This is a genomic window from Flavobacterium sp. NKUCC04_CG (assembly GCF_019345525.1).
Classification (GTDB): Bacteria; Bacteroidota; Bacteroidia; order Flavobacteriales; family Flavobacteriaceae; genus Flavobacterium.
The window spans coordinates 41,030-61,879 of record NZ_JAHKRA010000008.1; the positions used below are offsets into that span (position 1 = coordinate 41,030).

The following is a 20,850-nucleotide window of genomic DNA, read 5'->3' on the forward strand; positions in this document are numbered from 1 at the left end:
GCTTTGCATAAGAAATCGAGCTATTTCTCGCAAAAGTGGTGTTTTATATTCAAATGGGTATCAATATAAATTCAATTAATTTCAACCCAAATTAATAAATGATTACCTTTGTCCATTACTGTAAATTTTTATGGAAAAAATAGATTATTCTAAAATAGACCCCAAGAAAAACATTATAATTAAAGGGGCTCAGCTTCATAATTTAAAAAATATTGATGTCGTTATCCCAAGAAATCAATTTGTGGTTATTACGGGATTATCGGGATCTGGGAAGTCCAGTTTGGCCTTTGATACTTTGTATGCAGAAGGGCAACGTCGTTATGTGGAAAGTTTATCGGCTTATGCACGTCAGTTTTTAGGTAGAATCGACAAACCCAAAGTAGAATATATCAAGGGTATTGCTCCAGCTATCGCTATAGAACAAAAAGTAAATACGACCAATGCGCGTTCAACTGTTGGTACCTCTACAGAAATATATGATTACTTAAAATTACTATACGCTAGAATTGGTAAAACCTATTCTCCAGTTTCTGGAGAAGTGGTCAAAAAAGATACGGTAAGCGACGTTATAAAAACGGTAGAACAATTTGAAATCGGTTCTAAATGGCTGCTTTTAACGCCTGTCATAGTTGAAGAAGGACGTAGTTTAGAAGACAAACTAACGGTTTTATTGCAACAAGGTTTTGCTAGAGTATCGGTTAAGGGCGAGATGATGCGTTTGGATCAATGGTTGGAAGATAAGGCTGCTCTGGCAAAAACCAAATCCTCCGATGTACAGATTATCGTTGATCGTATCGTGGTATCTGAGGAAGAAGCGTTTTACAACCGTCTTGCCGACTCCATACAAACCGCTTTTTACGAAGGAAAGGGATACTGCTGTTTGCAATCGGTTGACGATGCTAAGCAGCAATTTGTGTTTACTTCTAATTTTGAATTGGATGGCATACAGTTTCTAGAACCCAATGTGCATTTATTTAGTTTTAACAATCCGTATGGAGCTTGTCCAACTTGTGACGGTTATGGCAGTATTATCGGTATAGACGAAGAATTGGTTTTTCCGAATACGAGTTTGAGCATTTTTGAAAATGCTGTATTTCCGTGGCGTGGAGAAAGTATGAGTTGGTATAAAGACCTCTTGATTAGTCATGCCTATAAGTTTGACTTCCCTATCCATAAACCCTATTTTGAACTTACTGCTGCTCAAAAACAATTGTTGTGGGACGGCAATGCGTTTTTTACCGGTTTGAACGCATTCTTTAGTGAACTCGAAGCGAAAAATTATAAAATTCAAAATCGCGTACTCCTTTCTCGTTATAGAGGGAAAACCAAGTGTACTACTTGTAAGGGGAAACGCCTTAGAGTTGAAGCTAATTATGTAAAAATAGCCGATAAAACCATTTCGGACTTAGTAGACCTACCTATCCAACATTTGATTCAGTTTTTTAGCGATTTAGCTTTATCGGAATACGATATTAAAGTAGCCAAAAGATTGCTGTTAGAAATCAACAACCGTTTGGAGTTTTTAACTGAAGTTGGTTTGGATTATCTAACCCTAAATAGAAATTCTGCCACCTTATCTGGAGGTGAATCGCAACGCATCAACTTAGCCACCTCTTTGGGAAGTAGCTTGGTTGGCTCGATGTATATTTTGGATGAACCCAGTATTGGATTACATCCTAAGGACACCGAAAAATTAATTCGCGTGTTGGAAGATTTAAAAGCTCTGGGCAACACGGTTATCGTGGTTGAACACGACGAAGACATTATGAAAGCCGCAGACCAAATTATCGATATTGGTCCGGAAGCAGGTACCTATGGAGGTGAACTAGTCGCACAAGGAGATTATGCGACCATTTTAAAATCGCATTCCCTTACAGCACAGTACCTCAATGGTGAACTTCAAATAGAAGTTCCCAAAAGACGCCGCCATTACAAACATTTTATACAGGTTGTTGGAGCAAGAGAAAACAACTTAAAAAACATTAACGTTACCTTTCCTTTGGAATGCTTAACGGTGATTACCGGTGTTTCCGGAAGTGGAAAGAGCACCCTAGTCAAAAAGATACTCTATCCGGCTTTGCAAAAACAATTGACTGGTGTGGGCGAAAAAGCAGGACAATTTACTGAATTAACCGGTGAATACTCGTTTCTAAAGCATATAGAATATGTAGATCAAAATCCGATAGGCCGCAGCTCTCGCTCAAATCCCGTAACTTATATCAAAGCATATGACGATATACGCGATTTGTTTTCCAAACAACAATTGTCAAAACTCAGAGGATATCAGCCTAAACATTTTTCGTTTAACGTAGACGGAGGCCGTTGTGAAACCTGTAAAGGAGAAGGTACGGTAACTATTGAAATGCAGTTTATGGCAGATGTTCATTTGGAATGTGAAACATGCCAGGGAAAACGCTTTAAAAAGGAGGTTTTAGAAGTTCATTTTGAAGGAAAGAACATCGATAATATTTTAACGATGACGATAGATGATGCTATTGCTTTTTTCGAAACACACAAACAAAGCAAAATAGTACAAAAGATAAAACCACTACAAGACGTTGGTCTCGGTTATGTACAACTCGGACAATCGTCTTCAACTTTATCGGGAGGAGAAGCGCAACGCATCAAACTCGCTTCATTCTTAATCAGTGGGAATACCAAGGAAAAAGCTTTATTTGTGTTTGATGAACCCACCACAGGACTACACTTTCACGACATCAAAAAACTCTTAAAATCGTTTGAAGCTTTAATTGAGAAAGGACACTCTATTATAGTGATAGAGCATAATTTAGATTTGATAAAATGTGCCGATTACATTATTGATATCGGTCCAGAAGGCGGCGAGAATGGCGGACATTTAATCGCTTTTGGAACACCGGAAGAAATTGTGAAAAACAAAAAATCAATCACTGGAAAATACTTAAAAGAAAAATTGTAAGGAGTTGGTAGGGATAAGACCACAGGGTTTTACAATTCTTTTATAATACAATATCTCATAAACTATACCGCTGCTAGCGGTATAGTTCTATTACCTATTAGAAATTACTAACTTTGTATTAGTTTAGCTAATTGTTCGGTTATTTTTTTTCGACTATAATATTGTAAGCCCATACCGTAAACCTTGAGTTCGCCCTTTTGATATTTAGTGAAACAATCTAACAAAATTTCTTTAATCACTTCCTTTTCATCATAAAGTGCTATGCGTCCTGTATTGGTCTCGGTAATAATTCTAAAAAAATCGGCACCATCAGGCCCTAAAGCTAGAATAGGTCTTTCGGCAGCCATATACTCAAATAACTTACCAGGAATAATGGCTCTCGTTTCCAAAGAGTCGATTTCTACCAACAATAAAACTTGAGAGACCCTTTGTTGCACTAAGGCTTCTTTATGGCTTAAATAACCCATATTAACCGTACAGTCGTCTAATTTAAATTCTTTTAGGGCATCTAAGATCTCTTGACTAACTTTTCCGATGAGCTTAAATTGGAAAGCCTCCTTAAACTCCGGGTTTTCCTTACGCAATTCACTTAAAGCTTTCCACAATACTCTGGGATTTCTATGCGATAAAAACGAACCGATATGCGCTAAGGTAAAAGCCTTGTCCATCGGGCGTTTTTCCACTACTTCTACGTCATAACCGTTGGTTAAAACAGTTATGGGTTTTGTGGTTTTTTCAGCAAATTCAGCTTTAGTCGAAAAACTAGTTACTGTAAGCTGATCGGCCGCATTTAAAACGGCTAACTCCAATTGTTCGTGTTTGTGCTGTGCACTAGCTGTCAGTTTCAATTCTTTATGATAACCTATGGTGGTCCAAGGATCTCTAAAATCGGCAATCCATTTAAATGCTAGCCTTTTTTTAAGTTCTAAACCAATTAAATGCAAACTATGTGGCGGACCTGTGGTTATAACGCAATCAATATTGTTGTCTCGTATATAGGTTTCGAGAAAATTTACGGAGGGTTTTACCCATCCTATACGCGCATCGGGTATAAACAAATTGCCCCGCACCCACAACATACTTTTCTCTATAAAGCTTTGTCTGGGTTGATGCGGAATTATACCGGAACTCAAGTTTTTGGCACTCTTTTTAGAAAACAAACCCGCCAAACCATAAGGTTCTTTAATCTTGCTTTTTAAGACCTCCAATTGATCGCTTACTTCACTTTCTAAACTGTAATCTAAAAGAGGGTATGTAGGATTTTCAGGAGTATATATGATCGGTTGAATTCCAAAACTCGGTAAGTATTTGGCAAATTTTAACCAACGTTGTACTCCTGGTCCTCCTGCAGGAGGCCAGTAATACGTAATGATTAAAACTTTTTTTAAACCGGGAAAACCACTTTTTGATTCTTTCAAAATTTTTATTTTTTCTTTCTCAGATATCCCAAACTATATGCCAAACTTCCTCCAATTACCAATGCCATTAAAATTATAGAAAACAATGCTATCTTACCTCCAGTTTTCACCACCTCGGGCTCAAATTTAAACTCCACCACGTGATTTCCTGCTGGAATTGTCAAGGCTCTCAACACATAATCAACAGAAACATGAGGTGTCAAAGTGCCATCTATATAAGCATTCCACCCATGTGGGTAGTAAATCTCCGAAAATACTGCCAATCCTTGCTGTTTATTTGATGATTCGTATTTTAGGTAATTCGGTTTATAAGTCATTAGTTTGATCGAACTCGTAGCATCAATTTGATAGGTCGGTTTTAAAGCGATGTTTTTAAATGTATTCACATTATAAATAGCCGTGGTTTTTGAATCAAAATCATCCATTGCCTTCATTTCCTGATCAGCTGTTTGAACCATTTTAACTTGACTTACAAACCAAGCATTTCCGTTGATATCTTCGTTCTTCATCGGAATGTCTTGCCCTTTTTCGTCTTTTTGAATCACGTATTTGACATTTAACATGTTCAACACATTCATATTGCTTTTTTCAGCCAATTGATAGTCAAATAATTGCTGAACTCTTCTCGGTTTTGCCGCATGATACCCTCCTATAGAATGATGAAAAAAGGACGCTCTAGCGCTGCTTAGCCCTCCTTGAATTTCATATACTCTAAAAATATCTTTATCTTCTTTTATAAATGCATCTGCCGGCGTTTCTTCAAACGGATTCGTCATGTTTCTTGCACTTACAAAATTATCTTTATTGACGTAATTGAGATCAATCAGGACCAAATCTCCTACCATCAACACACCGATTAAAACTACCATTACGGTCGATTTAATTTTGTCTTTACTAAAGAACCATAAAATACCAAAAGCCGGTATAATTAAAAGCAAGGTTCTGATTAAATCAGCTGTATACATGGCTTGTCTATCCTGAATCAAGGCTTCGATAAACGCCGGTCCAACTTCACCATACATTTGGCTGTAATAAGCGTCATTTGGTCCTGAAAAATGTAAACTACCCTTGATTAAAAATAATAAAACCACAACACCTCCTGTGATGTATAAAGTGTATTTCAAAGCTTTCTCACGAAGTTTTGCTTCCGATTTGACAAAAGCTTGTAACCCCAATAAAGCTAAAATAGGCATACATAATTCCAAAATAACTTGAATAGACGATACCGCTCTAAACTTGTTATACATCGGAAAATAATCAATAAAGAAATCGGTCAACAGCGGAAAGTTTTTCCCCCAAGAAAGCATGAGCGAAAATACGCCACCTACTAAAAAGATATATTTAAACTTACGCTTCTCTACGAACAAAGCCAATACAGCCAAAAACAACACTATACTTCCTATATATGCCGGAGCAGCCACAATAGGCTGATCTCCCCAATACGTTGGAGCATTCTGCGAAAATTGTGTAGCTTCCTGTGGGCTAGCCCCCAAATCGGTAACAAATTTATACATATTCGAATCCTTTCCAACGTCTTCAGAGTTAGCTCCTCCTGTTAATCGAGGCACGAAAAGGTTTAAACTTTCAAAAATACCGTAACTGTATTCGGTTATATAGTCGTAACTCATCGCATTGGACGAGTTTTTGGGTGTTCCATCGGGTTCAAAAGTCAATTCGCTATTACTTCGCGTGCTAAACTTGGTATATTCGGCTGTTGCCATCAAGTTGGCCGCATTGACACCAATACTTAAAACAGCGGCTCCAATAAAAATCGACACCGCTATTCCCAATCCCTTGAAATCGCGATTTTTTATATATTGAATAGCATAGTAAATCCCTACAATCAGCAGCAACAACAACAAATAATAAGTCATTTGAAAGTGATTGGCATTGATTTCCAAGGCAGCAGCAAACAGGGTTAAGACACCGCCACAGACGTACTTTTTCCTAAAAACCAGTACTACTCCTGCCAACAGTAGCGGCATATATGCTATGGCATGAGCTTTTGCATTGTGTCCCACACCGAGTATGATGATTAAATAGGTCGAAAACCCAAAAGCTAAGGCTCCAAAAAAGGCTTTTAAAGGATTGATTCGAAAGGATATCAAGAGTATATAAAAACCTAAAAAATATACGAATAGATAATCGGCCGGACGCGGTAAAAAACGAATGGCCTGATCGATTTTTTTAATATAATTATGTGGGTATTGGGCGCCCAACTGGTAAGTAGGCATCCCACCAAAAGCACTATTGGTCCAATAGGGTTCTTCGTGAAATTCATTTCTAAAATCATTCTGTTCTTTGGCCATTCCGGTATATTGTGCTATATCGGATTGCTGTATTACTTTTCCAGAAAGTACTGGTGAAAAATAAATTAAGGAAATTAGAATAAAACCGATTAAGGCCAAGAAATGAGGCAAATATACTTTGTAATTCTTCATAGATGGAATTGCTTTTGTTTCGCATAATAATATCTTGCTAAAATAACACTATATCAAAAGAATTCACAAATATAAGTAGGACTTATTTTTTGTTTATACGCAGATTGGTGAATGAACAAATAAACGAATGGACAAATGAACACAACGGCATACTAAACAACTCCTCTTTACAAAATCCCCTCTGAAAACAAAAAAACAAAGTACCTTACGATAAATTCACTAAAAACAAGTATCTTACAACAAATTTATCACCTATGGCAAAAGAACAAAGCCCCCGAAAAAGCGTAAAAAAAGTAGCTTTAAAAACGCCTGCTGAAAAGAAAGCAGAAAAAAGAGATAAAAAAAATAAAAGAGGACAAGACTAAGTCCGTTCCTTTATCAACATTTAAGGCCTTAACCATCACGGTTACGGCCTTAAGTTTTTTATTATAGCTATTATATTATTCTACAAGCCGTTTACCTAAAATTAATAAATCATACTCCTTTAAATCCATTGTCGCAATCTTGGGCATATTTCCCCAAATATTAAATCCCTGAGATAAAAAAAGTTGCAAACTGGGCTCGTTATGAGCAAATACAAATCCCAAAATAGTTTTTACACCAAATTGAAGCGCTTGACGCATACTGTATTGCAATATTTGTTTTCCATAACCTTTACCTCTATGTGATTCAGATATATAAATACTAATTTCAACTGTAGCATCATAAGCTGGTCTGCCATAAAAAGATTGAAAACTAACCCATGCTACAATTTGCCCCTTCTCGTTTTCCACAACCCATAACGGACGATGCTGCACATTGTGATTTTCAAACCAAACTTCACGACTTTGCTCCGTAACCGGGCTCGTATCTGCAGTAACCATCCTTGAAGCGATAGTCTCATTATAAATCGAAACGATTTCTAACAAATCTTCTCTTAAGGCGTCTCTATAAACTATACTATTCATAACTGTTTTACAGCTTTCTATTTAATAAGTGCTTCGATCTGATTTTTATCACCAATCAACCAAAGAATATCCCCCTTCTGCAATACAAAATCAGACTCTGGATTAATAATCCGCTTTCCATCGCGTTCTATACCCGCAACTATACTTCGAATCTTATCCCTCATCTCCGTTTCCCTTATGGTTTTACCAATAAAATACTCGTTGTTCAATTCAATTTTTTGCAAAATAATATCATTGTTTTCAATCGAACTCAAATTATTGGCATTCAAATACTTTTCAAACATTTCAATCTGCTCGTCCGTACCGATTACGTAAACTATATCTTTTGGAAACAATCGGTCAAATCTCGTAGGTACATTCAACGACAATTCGCCTCGTTTGATAATTGCAATATTAATACCTATGGTTTCTCTTAGCTTTAATTCAAATAAGGTTTTTCCAGCCAAAGCCGATTCCTGCGGTATTTCAAAAGTAGTCATATGCCCATCCCATGGAGTCAAACTACTCTTATTTCGAACTGCTTCAGAGCGCTCTCGACTATTTAAATTCTCGATAAAACGACTCGCTATCTTTAAATAAAGGGCTTGCAATTTTTTCGGAAATAAAAACATTATAATCAACAATACCACCAACATAATGAAGGTCACCAAAGGTGCAAAAAACAAATTGATGATAAAACCGATAAAGAAAGCCGCTAACAATATTCGAAACACCAACATAATAATTACCGGTGCTTTATACTTTCTATCTTTTTTGATTTCATCCAAAGGTTTTTTACCAACCTTCTGCAAGCCCAAAGCCCATAAAAATGGTCCCGCAATAACTATAGACAACAAACAAAAGAATATTTTTTCCCACACGGTATCTGCCATAGGCCTTAAAAATCTCAAAGCCATAATCGCGATACCAATGACGATTACCGAATGTAATACGATATGAAGTATGTTTGCTTGAGTATATAATTTCCAATTACTGGTTGTTTTTATACCCTGAGTATTCGAGCTGTATTGTTCAATTCTATCTTGAATATTTTGTGGAATTATTTTTTGTAAAGCCAAATAAGCCGGAACCGACTTTTTAATCAAAAAAGGTGTTGTAAAAGTTGTAATAGCCGATACTGCAACTATAATAGGGTAAAGAAACTCAGAAATCACACCCAAGGTCATACCCAAAGTAGCAATAATAAAGGAAAACTCCCCTATTTGTGCCAAACTCATACCGGCTTGAACCGACTGCTTTAAAGGTTGTCCCGAAATCAAAGCCCCTAAGGTGGTAGATAGCGCTTTTCCAAAAATGGTAACCAAGGTTATTATAACAACGGGAATCGCATATTCTTTTAAGGTATCTATATTGATCAACATACCGACCGATACAAAAAATACCGCTCCAAACAAATCTTTGACGGGTTTAATAATATGTTCAATCTGCTCTGCTTTAGTGGTTTCCGCAATAATTGACCCCATTATAAAAGCTCCTAATGCTGGTGAAAAACCCGCACCTGTTGCCAACATAACCATCATCAAACACAAAGCTAAAGAAACAATCAATAAGGTTTCATCAGTTAACAACGGCTTGACTTTCTTTAAAAGTGTTGGAATCAAGAAAATACCACCTAAAAACCATAATATCAAAAAGAAAACCAATTTTAAACTGGATTCCAACAACGCTACTCCTGAAAAATTTTGAGACACCGAAATTGTCGCTAGTAATACCATTAATAAAATGGCTACAATGTCTTCAATAATCAAAGTTCCAAATACGACACCCGCAAATTTTTGAGACTTTACCCCCAATTCATCAAAGGCACGTAAAATAATAGTGGTAGAAGACATCGATAACATGGCTCCTAAAAAAATACTATCTATTTGACTCCAACCCAAGAGTATACCCACCAAATATCCGATAACAATCATGGACACTATCTGGACCCCCGCTGTAATGGAAGCAGTACCTCCCACTTTCATCAATTTTTTAAAACTAAATTCAAGCCCCAAACTAAAAAGTAAAATGATTACTCCAATTTCAGCCCAAACCTCTACGTTTTTAATTTCTTGTACCGTTGGAAAAAGTGTAAAATGAGGACCTGCTAAAAATCCTGCAATCAAATACCCCAGTACTAAAGGTTGCTTTATTTTCTTAAACAACAAGACTGCTACTCCAGCCGTCATCAATATCAATCCCAAATCACTGATTAATGGATACAAATGATGTGATAAGTCGGCTGTTTTCTCTGCAATAGTATTCAATTCTGCACTCATATAGCTCGATAAAAATTTTAAAGTTTTTGGTTAATTTATTTCACCTTTAACATAACTGTTTTAAAAGTAAAATCGATGTCGCTTCGAAATGGGCAATACCTTGATAAGAACGCTCTTTATTATTAAAAAAGCTGACGACATTTAATTCCAAGTTGGAAAAAACCAAATTTAGTGAATTCTAAATAGAATCTTCCTAAACAAAACTAAAAATTAGAGTTAATCTGGTATAAATAGCGATTATTTTTATCTTAAATATGCTGCCTAATTTAAAATCAACATTTTAAGCGCCCTAACTGTAATGAAAATGTGTTTTTAGATTTTTACCTAAGCCAGACAATACACTATAAAATAAATGAATAAATAAAACACAATTAAGCACTATAAAACAAATATTTACTTAAATAAACTATAGCTCCTATTTTAATTAACAATTATTGGCACAGTAACCAATAAAAACGTAACTTTAGTATATTATAAACACAATTAAAAACTAGATTATGGAAAATCAAGTAACGAAAACATTAAAGGGGTCTATCAAACATTGGTATTTATCTCTCATAGTAGGTGTGCTCTTTATAATATTGGGCTTTTGGATACTTAGAACCCCTGTTGAAGCTTATATTACTTTAGCATTGTTATTTAGCATTAGTTTCTTTGTCAACGGTATTATCGAAATCTTCTTTTCTATTAGTAATCGAAAAGAACTTTCAAGTTGGGGATGGTTTTTAACCACGGGAATCATAGACCTGTTGTTTGGTCTTTGGTTAATGTCATCTCCAGAGCTATCGGTAAGTGTATTACCTATATATTTGGGCTTGATGTTGTTGTTTCGCTCGGTTTCAGCCATTGGTTTTTCTTTTGAATTACAAAATTATGGCTCCAAGCAATGGGGCTGGTTATTAGCCTTGGGTGCTTTAGGCATACTGTTTTCGTTTATCCTAATTTGGAATCCGATTGTCGCTGGAATAACCATCGTATTTTGGACCGCAATGGCCTTTATCGTTTACGGTATTTCAAGAGTTTTTATCTCCTTTCGATTTAAAAAACTTAAATCTGAGATTGCAAAGTTTAGCAAAGAGTAAATCACAAAAAGGTTTTTCTACTAGTTGGAAAAGCCTTTTTTTAATTATAAAAATCACAAACCCTACACTATAAAAATTTAAACCGCCACATATAAGTACAATGATTAGCTCTTGATTAGATACCTACTACCCCTTTATTTCTTACAACCACTCCAAAAAAAACTAAAAAACCAATTTTATAACACACTGTTCTATGAGTTACATAACTACCTATAAAACATCTAATAAACTGATATTTTAACACAGTAAAACAATTATTTTAACCAAATTTTAAGTCACCAAAGCAATTAAATTGAATCCCCATTGCTTCCAAGTTGTTTTTATTTTTATTTTATTAACAAATATCCCAAGCATATCCGCTTCTACTACATCAAATAAGCTTGATAATATGGTTTTAGTCTTCCTTTTTATATAAAATAACCCTACTTTTGAAAAACTGCAATTAGCACTTATTTTTCAATAAAAAACACTATATGAAACGAGTAATCATTTTAGGCTTACTCCTACTTACTGTTGGAGGTATGATTGGTTATCGCCTTATTCAAAACAAAAATAAACAAGAAAAAGGGCCTAATAATGGAGCTCCTACTGTTTTAAATGTGCAGGGGATGATTGTCCGTAATTCCGATTTCAACAATTCCATTCAGCTCTCAGGATCGATTGAACCCAACGAACAAGTTGATCTTAAAAGCGAAGTATCCGGAGTTGCTGAGAACATCTATTTTCAAGAAGGAACTATGGTAAAGGCTGGTCAAACCTTACTCAAAGTTAATGACGCAGAGTTACAAGCTCAATTGCTACAAGCAAAAACCAAGGTTGCCCTTACTTCTGAAAACGAAAGGCGTGCCAAACTACTTATTGCAAAAGAAGCCATCAGCAGGGAGGAATACGATATGGCTTATGCCGAATTGCGTTCGGCTCAGGCACAAGTACAATTGGTGGTTGCACAGATACAAAAAACCAGTATAAAGGCGCCATTTTCAGGTAAAATAGGTTTGCGATACATCTCTCCAGGAACTTACATTACTCCTTCAACTCCTATCGCTAAATTAGTTAACAGTCAAAAGGTTAAAATAAGTTTTGCTGTACCCGAAAAATATGCTCCTCAAGTAAAAAATGAAGGAAAAATAAGCTTTAGCGTATCGGGAAACCCCAAAACTTATTCCGCAACGATTTATGCGATTGAAACGCAAATAGAAGTAACCAACAGAACTTTGCAAGTACGCGCTATAGCTGATAACCGTGATGGCGAATTAATTCCAGGTTCATTTGCCAATATCGAACTCATTTTGGATGTAGTAGAAAAAGCGATATTGGTTCCGACAGAGTCCATTATTCCAATACAAAATGGAAAAAAAGTCTTTATAGCTAAAAATGGTAAAGCTAGCGGTGTTTCGGTAACCACTGGTACGCGAACAAAAAATGAAATCTTGATTTTAGACGGACTAAAAGTCGGTGACACTATATTGACTTCCGGCGTGATGTCACTTAAAGACAATACGCCCGTAAAAATCACCTTAACCACTAAAAAATAGAGCTTTGAGCATATCTACCTTAAGCATTAAGCGTCCGGTTTTAACCATAGTAATGAATGTTATTTTATTGCTATTTGGATTGATTGGCTACCATTTTTTAGGCGTACGTGAATTTCCTTCTATTGATGCTGCCCAAGTATCTGTACGAACCAACTATGCTGGAGCCAATCCCGATATCATTGAGTCCCAGATTACAGAGCCGCTTGAAAAGGCGATAAACAGTATTGACGGAATTCGAAATATCACATCGTCCAGTACACAAGGATCCAGCAATATAACTATAGAGTTTAAGCTAGAGAAGAACTTAGAAGAAGCAGCAAATGACGTCAGGGACAAAGTCTCTCAAGCGATGCGCAGTCTACCACAAGATATTGATGCTCCTCCCGTGGTTTCCAAAGCCGATTCCGATGGAGAACCTATAATAACGATGACTATTCAAAGTGAAACGAGAAATGCTTTGGAACTTAGTGATTATGCAGAGAACGTCATAGCGCAACGCATACAAACCATTTCAGGAGTAAGTAGTGTACAAATTTGGGGTCAGAAAAAATACGCCATGCGCTTGTGGATTAATCCTGAAAAACTGGCATCTTATGGTGTAACCATATTGGATGTTAGAGCAGCTTTAGGAGGCCAAAACATTGAATTACCAACTGGGAAACTCGTTGGGTCTAATACGGAATTGACTGTAAAAACAAAGGGAAACCTGTCTACTGCAGAAGAGTTTAACAACATCATTATACGTTCGGACTCGGGTCAGGTTGTTAAACTATCTGATGTTGGTCATGCAGAACTAGGTCCTGAAAACACAGAAACTCAAATGACCGATGCTGGTAAACCGATGGTCGGAATGGCTATAATTCCGCAACCGGGAACCAATTATATTGAAATTTCAGATTCGTTTTATAAGGAATTGGAACAGTTGAAAAAAGAACTCCCAGCAGATATTAGCTTAAATATCGCTATGGACAATACCCTTTTTATCAAAAATTCAGTTACTGAAGTTGCCGAGACTATTTTGATTTCTATAACACTAGTGGTTCTAATTATCTATTTCTTTTTTAGAGATTGGGGAATAGCGTTTCGTCCGCTTATCGATATTCCTATATCGTTAATTGCCACTTTTTTTATCATGTTTTTGTTTGGTTTTTCGATTAATGTATTAACCCTTTTAGCCATTGTTTTAGCAACTGGATTGGTGGTTGACGATGGAATTGTAGTCACCGAAAACATTTATAAAAAAGTGGAAGAAGGTATGAGTCCGATCGAAGCGGCAATTAAAGGGTCTAACGAGATATTTTTTGCGGTTATTTCGATTTCAGTTACTTTGGCAGCAGTGTTTTTACCCGTTATTTTTTTAGAAGGGTTTGTCGGTAGGTTGTTTAGAGAATTCGGTGTGGTCATCGCTTCGGCAGTATTGATTTCAGCCTTTGTCTCTCTAACCTTAACACCGATGTTAAACGCCTACTTGATGAAAAAAGACGTCAGTAAAAAATCGCGTTTTTACGAATTTACAGAACCCTTTTTTGTTCAGTTAAATCTAACATACCAAAATGCCTTATCTTCATTCATGAAATGGAAATGGGTTAGTTTTCCCATACTGATTTTATGTTTTGTTTTGATTGGCGTTTTTTATAGTACCATACAAAAAGAAACAGCACCATACGACGACCGCAGCATGGTTTCTATAGGAGTTACAACTCCAGAAGGTGCTACGTATGAATATACCGACAGACTAATGCAAGAACTGTCTCAGTTAATCAACGACTCTATCCCTGAAAAGAAAATTGCCTTAGTAATTTCATCTCCCGGTTTCGGATCATCGGCAGTTAATTCAGGTCGAATTCGCTTGGCCTTAGTTGAGCCAGGAGAGCGAGAGCGTTCACAAGACGAAATTGCCAAACAACTGGGAAAATATGTTAAAGCATATCCTGAGGCCAAAGTTTTAATTAACCAACAACCGACCATTTCTGTAAACAGAAGAGGCGGACTACCCATTCAATATATTATTCAAGCCCCAAATTTCGAAAAACTGGAAGAGAAAATTCCCCAGTTTATGAATGAAGTCAGCCAAGACCCCACTTTTTCTGTAGTAGACGTCAATTTAAAATTCAACAAACCCGAGATTTATGTCAATATTGACCGCGAAAAAGCACAATCTTTAGGCGTCTCCATACGCGATATCGCAGAAACCTTACAATCCTCTTTATCGGGTCAGCGTTTTGGTTATTTTATGAGAAATGGAAAGCAATATCAAGTCATTGGACAATTTGACGACTACGACCGCAGCAAGCCTTTAGATTTGGTTTCTACTTACGTTAAGAGTAGTAGTGGACAATTGATACAGCTTGACAATTTAGTTACTTTAGAAGAGCGCAGCAGCCCTCCTCAACTTTATCACAACAACCGGTATATGTCGGCAACGGTTTCCGCAGGATTGGCACCGGGTAAAAGTATCAGTGATGGTATTGAGGCAATGGATCGAGCTAAAGTAAAAGTGTTAGACAGTACTTTTACGACCGATTTATCAGGAGAATCTAGAGATTTTGCCGAAAGTAATTCCAATACAGCTTTTGCATTCGTATTGGCGTTATTATTGATTTATTTGATATTGGCAGCTCAATTCGAAAGTTTTCTTGACCCCTTTATCATTATATTAACCGTGCCCATGGCGGTTGCAGGAGCCTTATTTTCACTTTGGTTATTTGATCAAACATGGAATATATTTAGTCAAATCGGAACCATTATGCTGATTGGTTTGGTTACGAAAAACGGTATTTTAATCGTCGAATTTGCCAATCAATTGCGCGAACGAGGTATTGAAAAACACCATGCCATAATCGAAGCATCAGTATCGCGACTACGTCCAATTTTAATGACCAGTTTAGCCATTGCATTTGGAGCATTACCTATTGCTTTGTCTTTAGGTGCAGCCTCACAAAGTAGGGTTGGTATGGGAGTCGTAATTGTTGGTGGAACCCTATTTGCTCTTGCCTTAACCTTATTTGTTATTCCCGCGATTTATTTGATGTGGTCCAAAGCCAAAAAACACCGTCCTGAATTTGATAATTATTAGTAAAATGAAACATCTATTAGCCTTAACAGCCTTTTTTTGTATAGGATATAGTCCCGTATTTGCCCAGGAATCTCCTACTCTATTGACTTTAGAAGAGGCACTTGGTCAAACGCTAAAAAGCAATTTTGACATTCAATTGGCGGCCAACGATTTAAAAATTTCCGAAGCAAATGTGTATAGAGGTAATGCGGGTATGTTGCCTAATCTGGCACTAGTCGCTACCACCAACGACAATTTTACCAATACCACTCAAACCCAAAGTGATGGTTCCACAAGAGAGTTAGACAATTCCAAAAACAATTCCATGAACTATGGAGCAGCATTGAATTGGACCCTCTTCGACGGTTTTAAAATGTTTGCGAAATACGACGAATTAAAACAAACGCAGCTCCAAAGTGAAAAGCAACTTCAAATTAAAATACTAGAAAAAGTAAATGAAGTCTATACCGTATATTACGATTTAGTGCAACAACAAAAACTTTTTACCGCCTTAGACACCGCTGTAGTTATTTCACAACAACGTTTAGATATAGCCGAAAACCGCTATCAAATAGGAAAGGCTTCCAAACTAGAAGTATTGAACGCCAAAGTAGACTTAAACACCGATATTACCACACTTACCAAACAAAAAGAATATTATTACAATGCAAAAGTCCGATTAAATCGGGCGATTTCTAGAGATGCCTTTGACCTCAATTTTATTGTAGAATCCAATGTAGGTATTAACCGCGATTTACAACTCGTCGATTTGCTTTTACAATTAGATGCGCAAAATCCAGATTTACAATTGGCCATAATCAACGCAGCAATTGCGCAATTGCAATACAAACAATTGCGCGCGGATCGTTATCCCAGCTTACAACTCAATTCCGGCTATACCTTTTCTGAATCGGAATCGAGTTTGGGTTTTGTCAGTAAATCATCCGGACGCGGTTGGAATTACGGATTTAGCGCTCGTTTAAATCTGTTTGATGGACAACGGCAATCGCAAAGAGAAAAGATTGCTCGCTTCGATATAGAAAATGCACAAATTTTAGTAGAGCGCCAGCGGCAATTTATTGAGACCGAATTGATGATGGCTTTTCAAACCTATTCTACCAATTTAGAACTGGTGAATTTAGAAGGAAAAAACGAGGAAATTGCAAAGCAAAATCTCGAAATAACTATGGATAAATTTGAAATAGGTACCATTACAACTATGGAATTTAGAACTGCCCAACTCAATTATGTCAATGCCGTTGTACGCAATAACAATGCACAATACCAAGCCAAACTATCCGAAGTTATTTTAAAGGTTTTGGTTGGTAAATTGGATATTTAACTTGACTGTTTCTATCGCTTAAGCCTGAGATAAATCTTATATTTATCATAAAACAAGGATAGCCCAGCTTTTTAGTCCGTCCTTTTAATATTTAAAATCTTAAATTTGTCCTATCTTATTTTATATTTAAAAATACATTCATGTTTCAATCTAAAATCTATTTAGCAGCCTTGTCACTAGCGTTTTTAAGCAGTTGTCAAGTTTCACAAATCCAATCTACAAAAACTAGCAATAAACGCGTAGTAAACGATATTGAATTAACCGGTAAGGTCTATTCTGCCGTATTTCATCAACGTGCTGCCGAATATCAAGCCTTATGTGTACAGGCTTTTAATGTGGCTACTACCCATTTAGATTGGGTGTTACAACAACAACATTCCAAACCCGTTGCTATAGTAACGGACATAGATGAAACCTTTTTAGACAACTCTCCTTATGCTGTAGAAATGGCTAAAAGAGGCCAGGTTTTTGATGAAGCAAGCTGGTTAGAATGGACGTCTAAGGGCGATGCCAAACCACTAATGGGAAGTCAGGACTTCTTTAATTATGCCGCTTCTAAAGGAGTAACCATCTTTTATATTACCAATAGAAATCAAAACGATAAAGCCGGTACAATTGCCAATTTAAAAAAATACAATTACCCAATGGCAGACGAAGAACACGTGATTGTACGCCAATCGGATTCCAGTAAAGAAACCCGCCGTCTAAAAGTTAGTGAAACACATGAAATCGTAATGCTTTTAGGGGATAATTTATCGGATTTTTCCAAAGCTTTTGATAAAAAAACCGAGGAACAACGTTCGGAAGCCGTTAGAAATAACGCCAAAGAATTTGGTAAAAAATTCATTGTATTACCCAACGTTAATTATGGAGATTGGGAGTCGGCCATATTCGATTATAAAAGAGATTGGACTCCTTCACAGAAAGACTCTATTTTCAACAGTAAACTAATAGGTTTTTAATTATAGCACTAAAAAAACGCAGACGACACGGAACCCCAATGGGTTCCGTGCTCTTTTAAAACGATCTGGTGGCATTATTCGATTTCAAAAATCGCCTGAATCTCCACTGCCGAATTAACGGGAATTGAGGAAGCACCAACAGTTGCGCGGGTATGTTTACCGCGTGATCCAAATACATCAATAACCAAATCGGACGCGCTATTCATTAGCGTGGCATGTTTCGAATAAGCTGCTGCAGTATTAAAGAATCCCGTAAGCTGCACGCATTGTTTAACGCGGTTTAAATCCCCACCAGTAGCATCCTTTAGTACAGCAATAACATTCAACATGGTTTGTTTGGTGGCTTCCTTAGCCTGATCTTCAGTTAAATCTTTTTCGATGATACCCGGATAGAGTATTTTACCATCTTTTAGTGCTACTTGATTAATGTAAACCAAATTTCCAGTGCGTACATAGGGAACATAACTTCCGGCTGGAGCCGGAGTAGCTGGCAAAGTGATATGTAATTCCTTTAAACGGCTTTCAACGCTAACATTTGCTGTATTCAAATTAGGTGTTTGTAGTTGCTTTTTAGTAGTCTCCATCGCTAAAGCAACAGCAACACGGGCCAAGGCTTCCCCTTGTAAACGCGCAAAATTTAGTTCGCTAGCAGTCGGTCTTTCGGCTGCCGGCATAGAAGCCAGACTCGTAGTTCCAAAAACCGTATTGCCTTGAGCGGTGTTTTTATCCATAGTGTCCATACCCATTATTCCCGTAGGAACTAAGATCATTCCGTGTACCGCTAGCGTACTCCAAAACGACATTACAGCTGCTTCACGACCTGCACCACTACCCGCACCCATAAATACCGTTGCGGGAACTCCTTCCAACTTCCGAGCTGTCCATATCTCTACAGATTGATCCAAAAAAGAACGCATAGCGCCACTCATATTGCCAAAGTGTACAGGCGAACCAAAAGCAATACCATCATACTGCGTCAAATCGCTTATTGTAGCTTCGGAAATATCGGTGTTTACATCTCTATTGGTTGTGGTAACTATTCGTTTTAATACAGCATGCGCCTTCGGGTTTGTATTAATTCCCTCAGCTATTGCTTGAGCTAATTTAAAAGTGGTTCCCTTTTCCGAATGAAAAAGTACCAGAATCTCCTTCTTATCTTGTGCCATAATCGTTGTAAAATTGAAGATAACTAAAGTTAATAGAATAAGGTTAAAACTTTTTTTCATGAATTATTGTGTTTCTTTTATAAGATACAATGATTACAAATACTTTGTACATCAATGTTTAGAAATACAAATTTCAACAATTTAACACGAGTAAACACTATGGAATTACGTCAATATATTATTCTAATGCGACAATGTAACCTACTGTTTTTTAATATAAAACAATTTACTATAAAAAAAAGTACAGTGTATAAACTAATAACACTCTTATAAAAAAATTAGACTTAGAAAAAAAACAATTTTAAAATGCAATTTTATTATATTTGAATATCTTCTTATAAATAAAAAACATGAAAGTTATCAGTAATAATATGAGTAGCTACGATTTCGAACAACCCGATTTTCTTTTAGCCGAAATCCCTATCAAAAACAATACGGTTAATGATGATCGTATTTGGGTTTATTGCAGTAAAACCTTTTCATTGATTGAATTTATACTTCAAGACGATTTCCTAGAGCGGACATATGTTGGTACACAAGCCTCTTTTATCTATAAAGATATTGATGGATACAAAGAAAACTGGATTGGAGTATACGTCCAAAACAATTGTGCTATGGTGGGTATTGATCAAAAGCAAAATTTAGTCGAGGCCTGGAAGTTTCTAGAAGAGTATTTTAAGTGGGAAGAGACTGAAGAAGAGATTTAAAAACCTTTTTTAGCCTTGAAAAATATAATTTGTAACTTTGTAAATAATATTTCGTGACGATATAATAATTCTAACTTTCACAACTAACTCACTTGCAAGTAAACCCCGATTTTTGCCATATTTCTGTCGACAAAAGTACCAAAGATGCTTTAGTGTGGCACGATTCTAATTGGAAATTTGGACAAAGTGCTCATCAACACAAAATGGGGCAATTGATTTATGTTCAAAGTGGATTTCAGTATCTCTACACTCGAGAACGCAGCTATTTATTACCACAAAATCACTGTGTTTGGATTCCTTCTAATTGTTATCATCACAGTACTTCTCCGAAGGAAAACGTTTTTTTAAGAACCATTTTCTTTGTTGTAAACGACCCGCGCGATTTTTACAAGGAAATTCAAGTTTTTCCAGCCCCAACTGTACTTAAAGAGATGATTTTATTTACGGAACGTTATTCCCGTATCGAAACATCCGATGAAATAGAAAACGCATTTTTAAGAGGACTCTTTCTGAGTTTACCCGATATGGTAGAAAGTACGATACCACTATCTATTCCTATAACTCAGGAAGTAAAGTTAAGAGAACTCCTCATTTATCTATTTGAACATCTAGACCAAACCATCAATTTTAGAAAACTTGCCATTGAATACGGATTTTCTTTGCGAACATTGGAGCGAAATTTTCAAGAAGAACTAGGTTTAACACCGACGAGCTACCTCCAAATGATTCGAATGATTAAAGCGATGGAATTACTGACCGATGGACATAAGCAAATAGGGGAAGTAGCTTTTCAAGTGGGATATAACAGTTTACCAACTTTTAGCAAAACATTTAAAGCCGTCTTTGGCCAATCGCCTAAATCCTATTCTTATCCACATAATACACCTGAGTTTTGAAATCGTTAATCCGTTTTAATTTTTAATAAATAAATACGATTCTAAAACAATATCCTTATTTTAGCTCTCGGTAATTTTTTGCCAACTTCTCTTTTTTATTTAC

13 protein-coding genes are annotated in these 20,850 nt (G+C 36.5%); 8 read left to right on the plus strand and 5 right to left on the minus strand.

Translation table 11 applies throughout. The annotated features are described in order from the left end of the window. Window positions 1–130: 130 nt before the first annotated feature. Window positions 131–2,938 carry an excinuclease ABC subunit UvrA gene (uvrA, locus tag KO524_RS07980; protein ID WP_219292736.1) on the plus strand — a complete coding sequence of 936 codons (2,808 nt, stop codon included), beginning with the start codon at window positions 131–133 and terminating at the stop codon, window positions 2,936–2,938. Window positions 2,939–3,045: 107 nt separating this feature from the next. Here the strand turns inward: uvrA and KO524_RS07985 are convergent, their stop codons facing one another. From KO524_RS07985 to KO524_RS08000, 4 genes are all read right to left on the minus strand, one after another. Further along, on the minus strand, window positions 3,046–4,356 hold the full coding sequence (locus KO524_RS07985; protein ID WP_219292738.1) for a glycosyltransferase family 4 protein: 1,311 nt from the start codon (window positions 4,354–4,356) through the stop codon (window positions 3,046–3,048). 5 nt (window positions 4,357–4,361) lie between these two features. Next, window positions 4,362–6,797, minus strand: coding sequence for a YfhO family protein (locus KO524_RS07990; RefSeq protein WP_219292740.1), 2,436 nt, complete (start codon window positions 6,795–6,797; stop codon window positions 4,362–4,364). A gap of 440 nt (window positions 6,798–7,237) precedes the next feature. Further along, window positions 7,238–7,744 (minus strand): GNAT family N-acetyltransferase, encoded by a 507-nt coding sequence (locus tag KO524_RS07995; protein ID WP_219292742.1) that lies wholly within the window; start codon window positions 7,742–7,744, stop codon window positions 7,238–7,240. Between the two features lie 17 nt (window positions 7,745–7,761). Beyond that, complete coding sequence (locus tag KO524_RS08000) at window positions 7,762–10,002, minus strand: cation:proton antiporter (protein WP_219292744.1); 2,241 nt, start codon at window positions 10,000–10,002, stop codon at window positions 7,762–7,764. A gap of 497 nt (window positions 10,003–10,499) precedes the next feature. Here KO524_RS08000 and KO524_RS08005 point away from each other — a divergent pair, with 497 nt between their 5' ends. The 5 genes from KO524_RS08005 to KO524_RS08025 all read left to right on the plus strand — a co-directional run bounded on the left by KO524_RS08005 (window position 10,500) and on the right by KO524_RS08025 (window position 17,978). After that, on the plus strand, window positions 10,500–11,084 hold the full coding sequence (locus KO524_RS08005) for an HdeD family acid-resistance protein (protein WP_219292746.1): 585 nt from the start codon (window positions 10,500–10,502) through the stop codon (window positions 11,082–11,084). Window positions 11,085–11,557: 473 nt separating this feature from the next. Further along, window positions 11,558–12,619 (plus strand): efflux RND transporter periplasmic adaptor subunit, encoded by a 1,062-nt coding sequence (locus tag KO524_RS08010; RefSeq protein ID WP_219292748.1) that lies wholly within the window; start codon window positions 11,558–11,560, stop codon window positions 12,617–12,619. 4 nt (window positions 12,620–12,623) lie between these two features. After that, window positions 12,624–15,695 carry an efflux RND transporter permease subunit gene (locus KO524_RS08015; RefSeq protein WP_219292750.1) on the plus strand — a complete coding sequence of 1,024 codons (3,072 nt, stop codon included), beginning with the start codon at window positions 12,624–12,626 and terminating at the stop codon, window positions 15,693–15,695. A 4-nt stretch (window positions 15,696–15,699) separates the two neighbouring features. Next, window positions 15,700–17,016, plus strand: a complete 1,317-nt coding sequence (locus tag KO524_RS08020) for a TolC family protein (protein WP_219292752.1) — start codon at window positions 15,700–15,702, stop codon at window positions 17,014–17,016. Between the two features lie 140 nt (window positions 17,017–17,156). Further along, a complete protein-coding gene (locus KO524_RS08025) occupies window positions 17,157–17,978 on the plus strand; it encodes a 5'-nucleotidase, lipoprotein e(P4) family (RefSeq protein ID WP_219292754.1) in 822 nt (273 codons plus the stop codon). Between the two features lie 74 nt (window positions 17,979–18,052). Here KO524_RS08025 and KO524_RS08030 read toward each other — a convergent pair whose 3' ends face one another. Further along, window positions 18,053–19,204 (minus strand): Atu1372/SO_1960 family protein, encoded by a 1,152-nt coding sequence (locus KO524_RS08030; RefSeq protein ID WP_219292756.1) that lies wholly within the window; start codon window positions 19,202–19,204, stop codon window positions 18,053–18,055. 290 nt (window positions 19,205–19,494) lie between these two features. Here KO524_RS08030 and KO524_RS08035 point away from each other — a divergent pair, with 290 nt between their 5' ends. Both KO524_RS08035 and KO524_RS08040 read left to right on the plus strand, forming a co-directional pair. Continuing rightward, a complete protein-coding gene (locus KO524_RS08035) occupies window positions 19,495–19,851 on the plus strand; it encodes a hypothetical protein (RefSeq protein WP_219292758.1) in 357 nt (118 codons plus the stop codon). 92 nt (window positions 19,852–19,943) lie between these two features. Further along, window positions 19,944–20,747 (plus strand): AraC family transcriptional regulator, encoded by an 804-nt coding sequence (locus KO524_RS08040; RefSeq protein WP_219292760.1) that lies wholly within the window; start codon window positions 19,944–19,946, stop codon window positions 20,745–20,747. The last annotated feature ends 103 nt before the right edge of the window (window positions 20,748–20,850 follow it).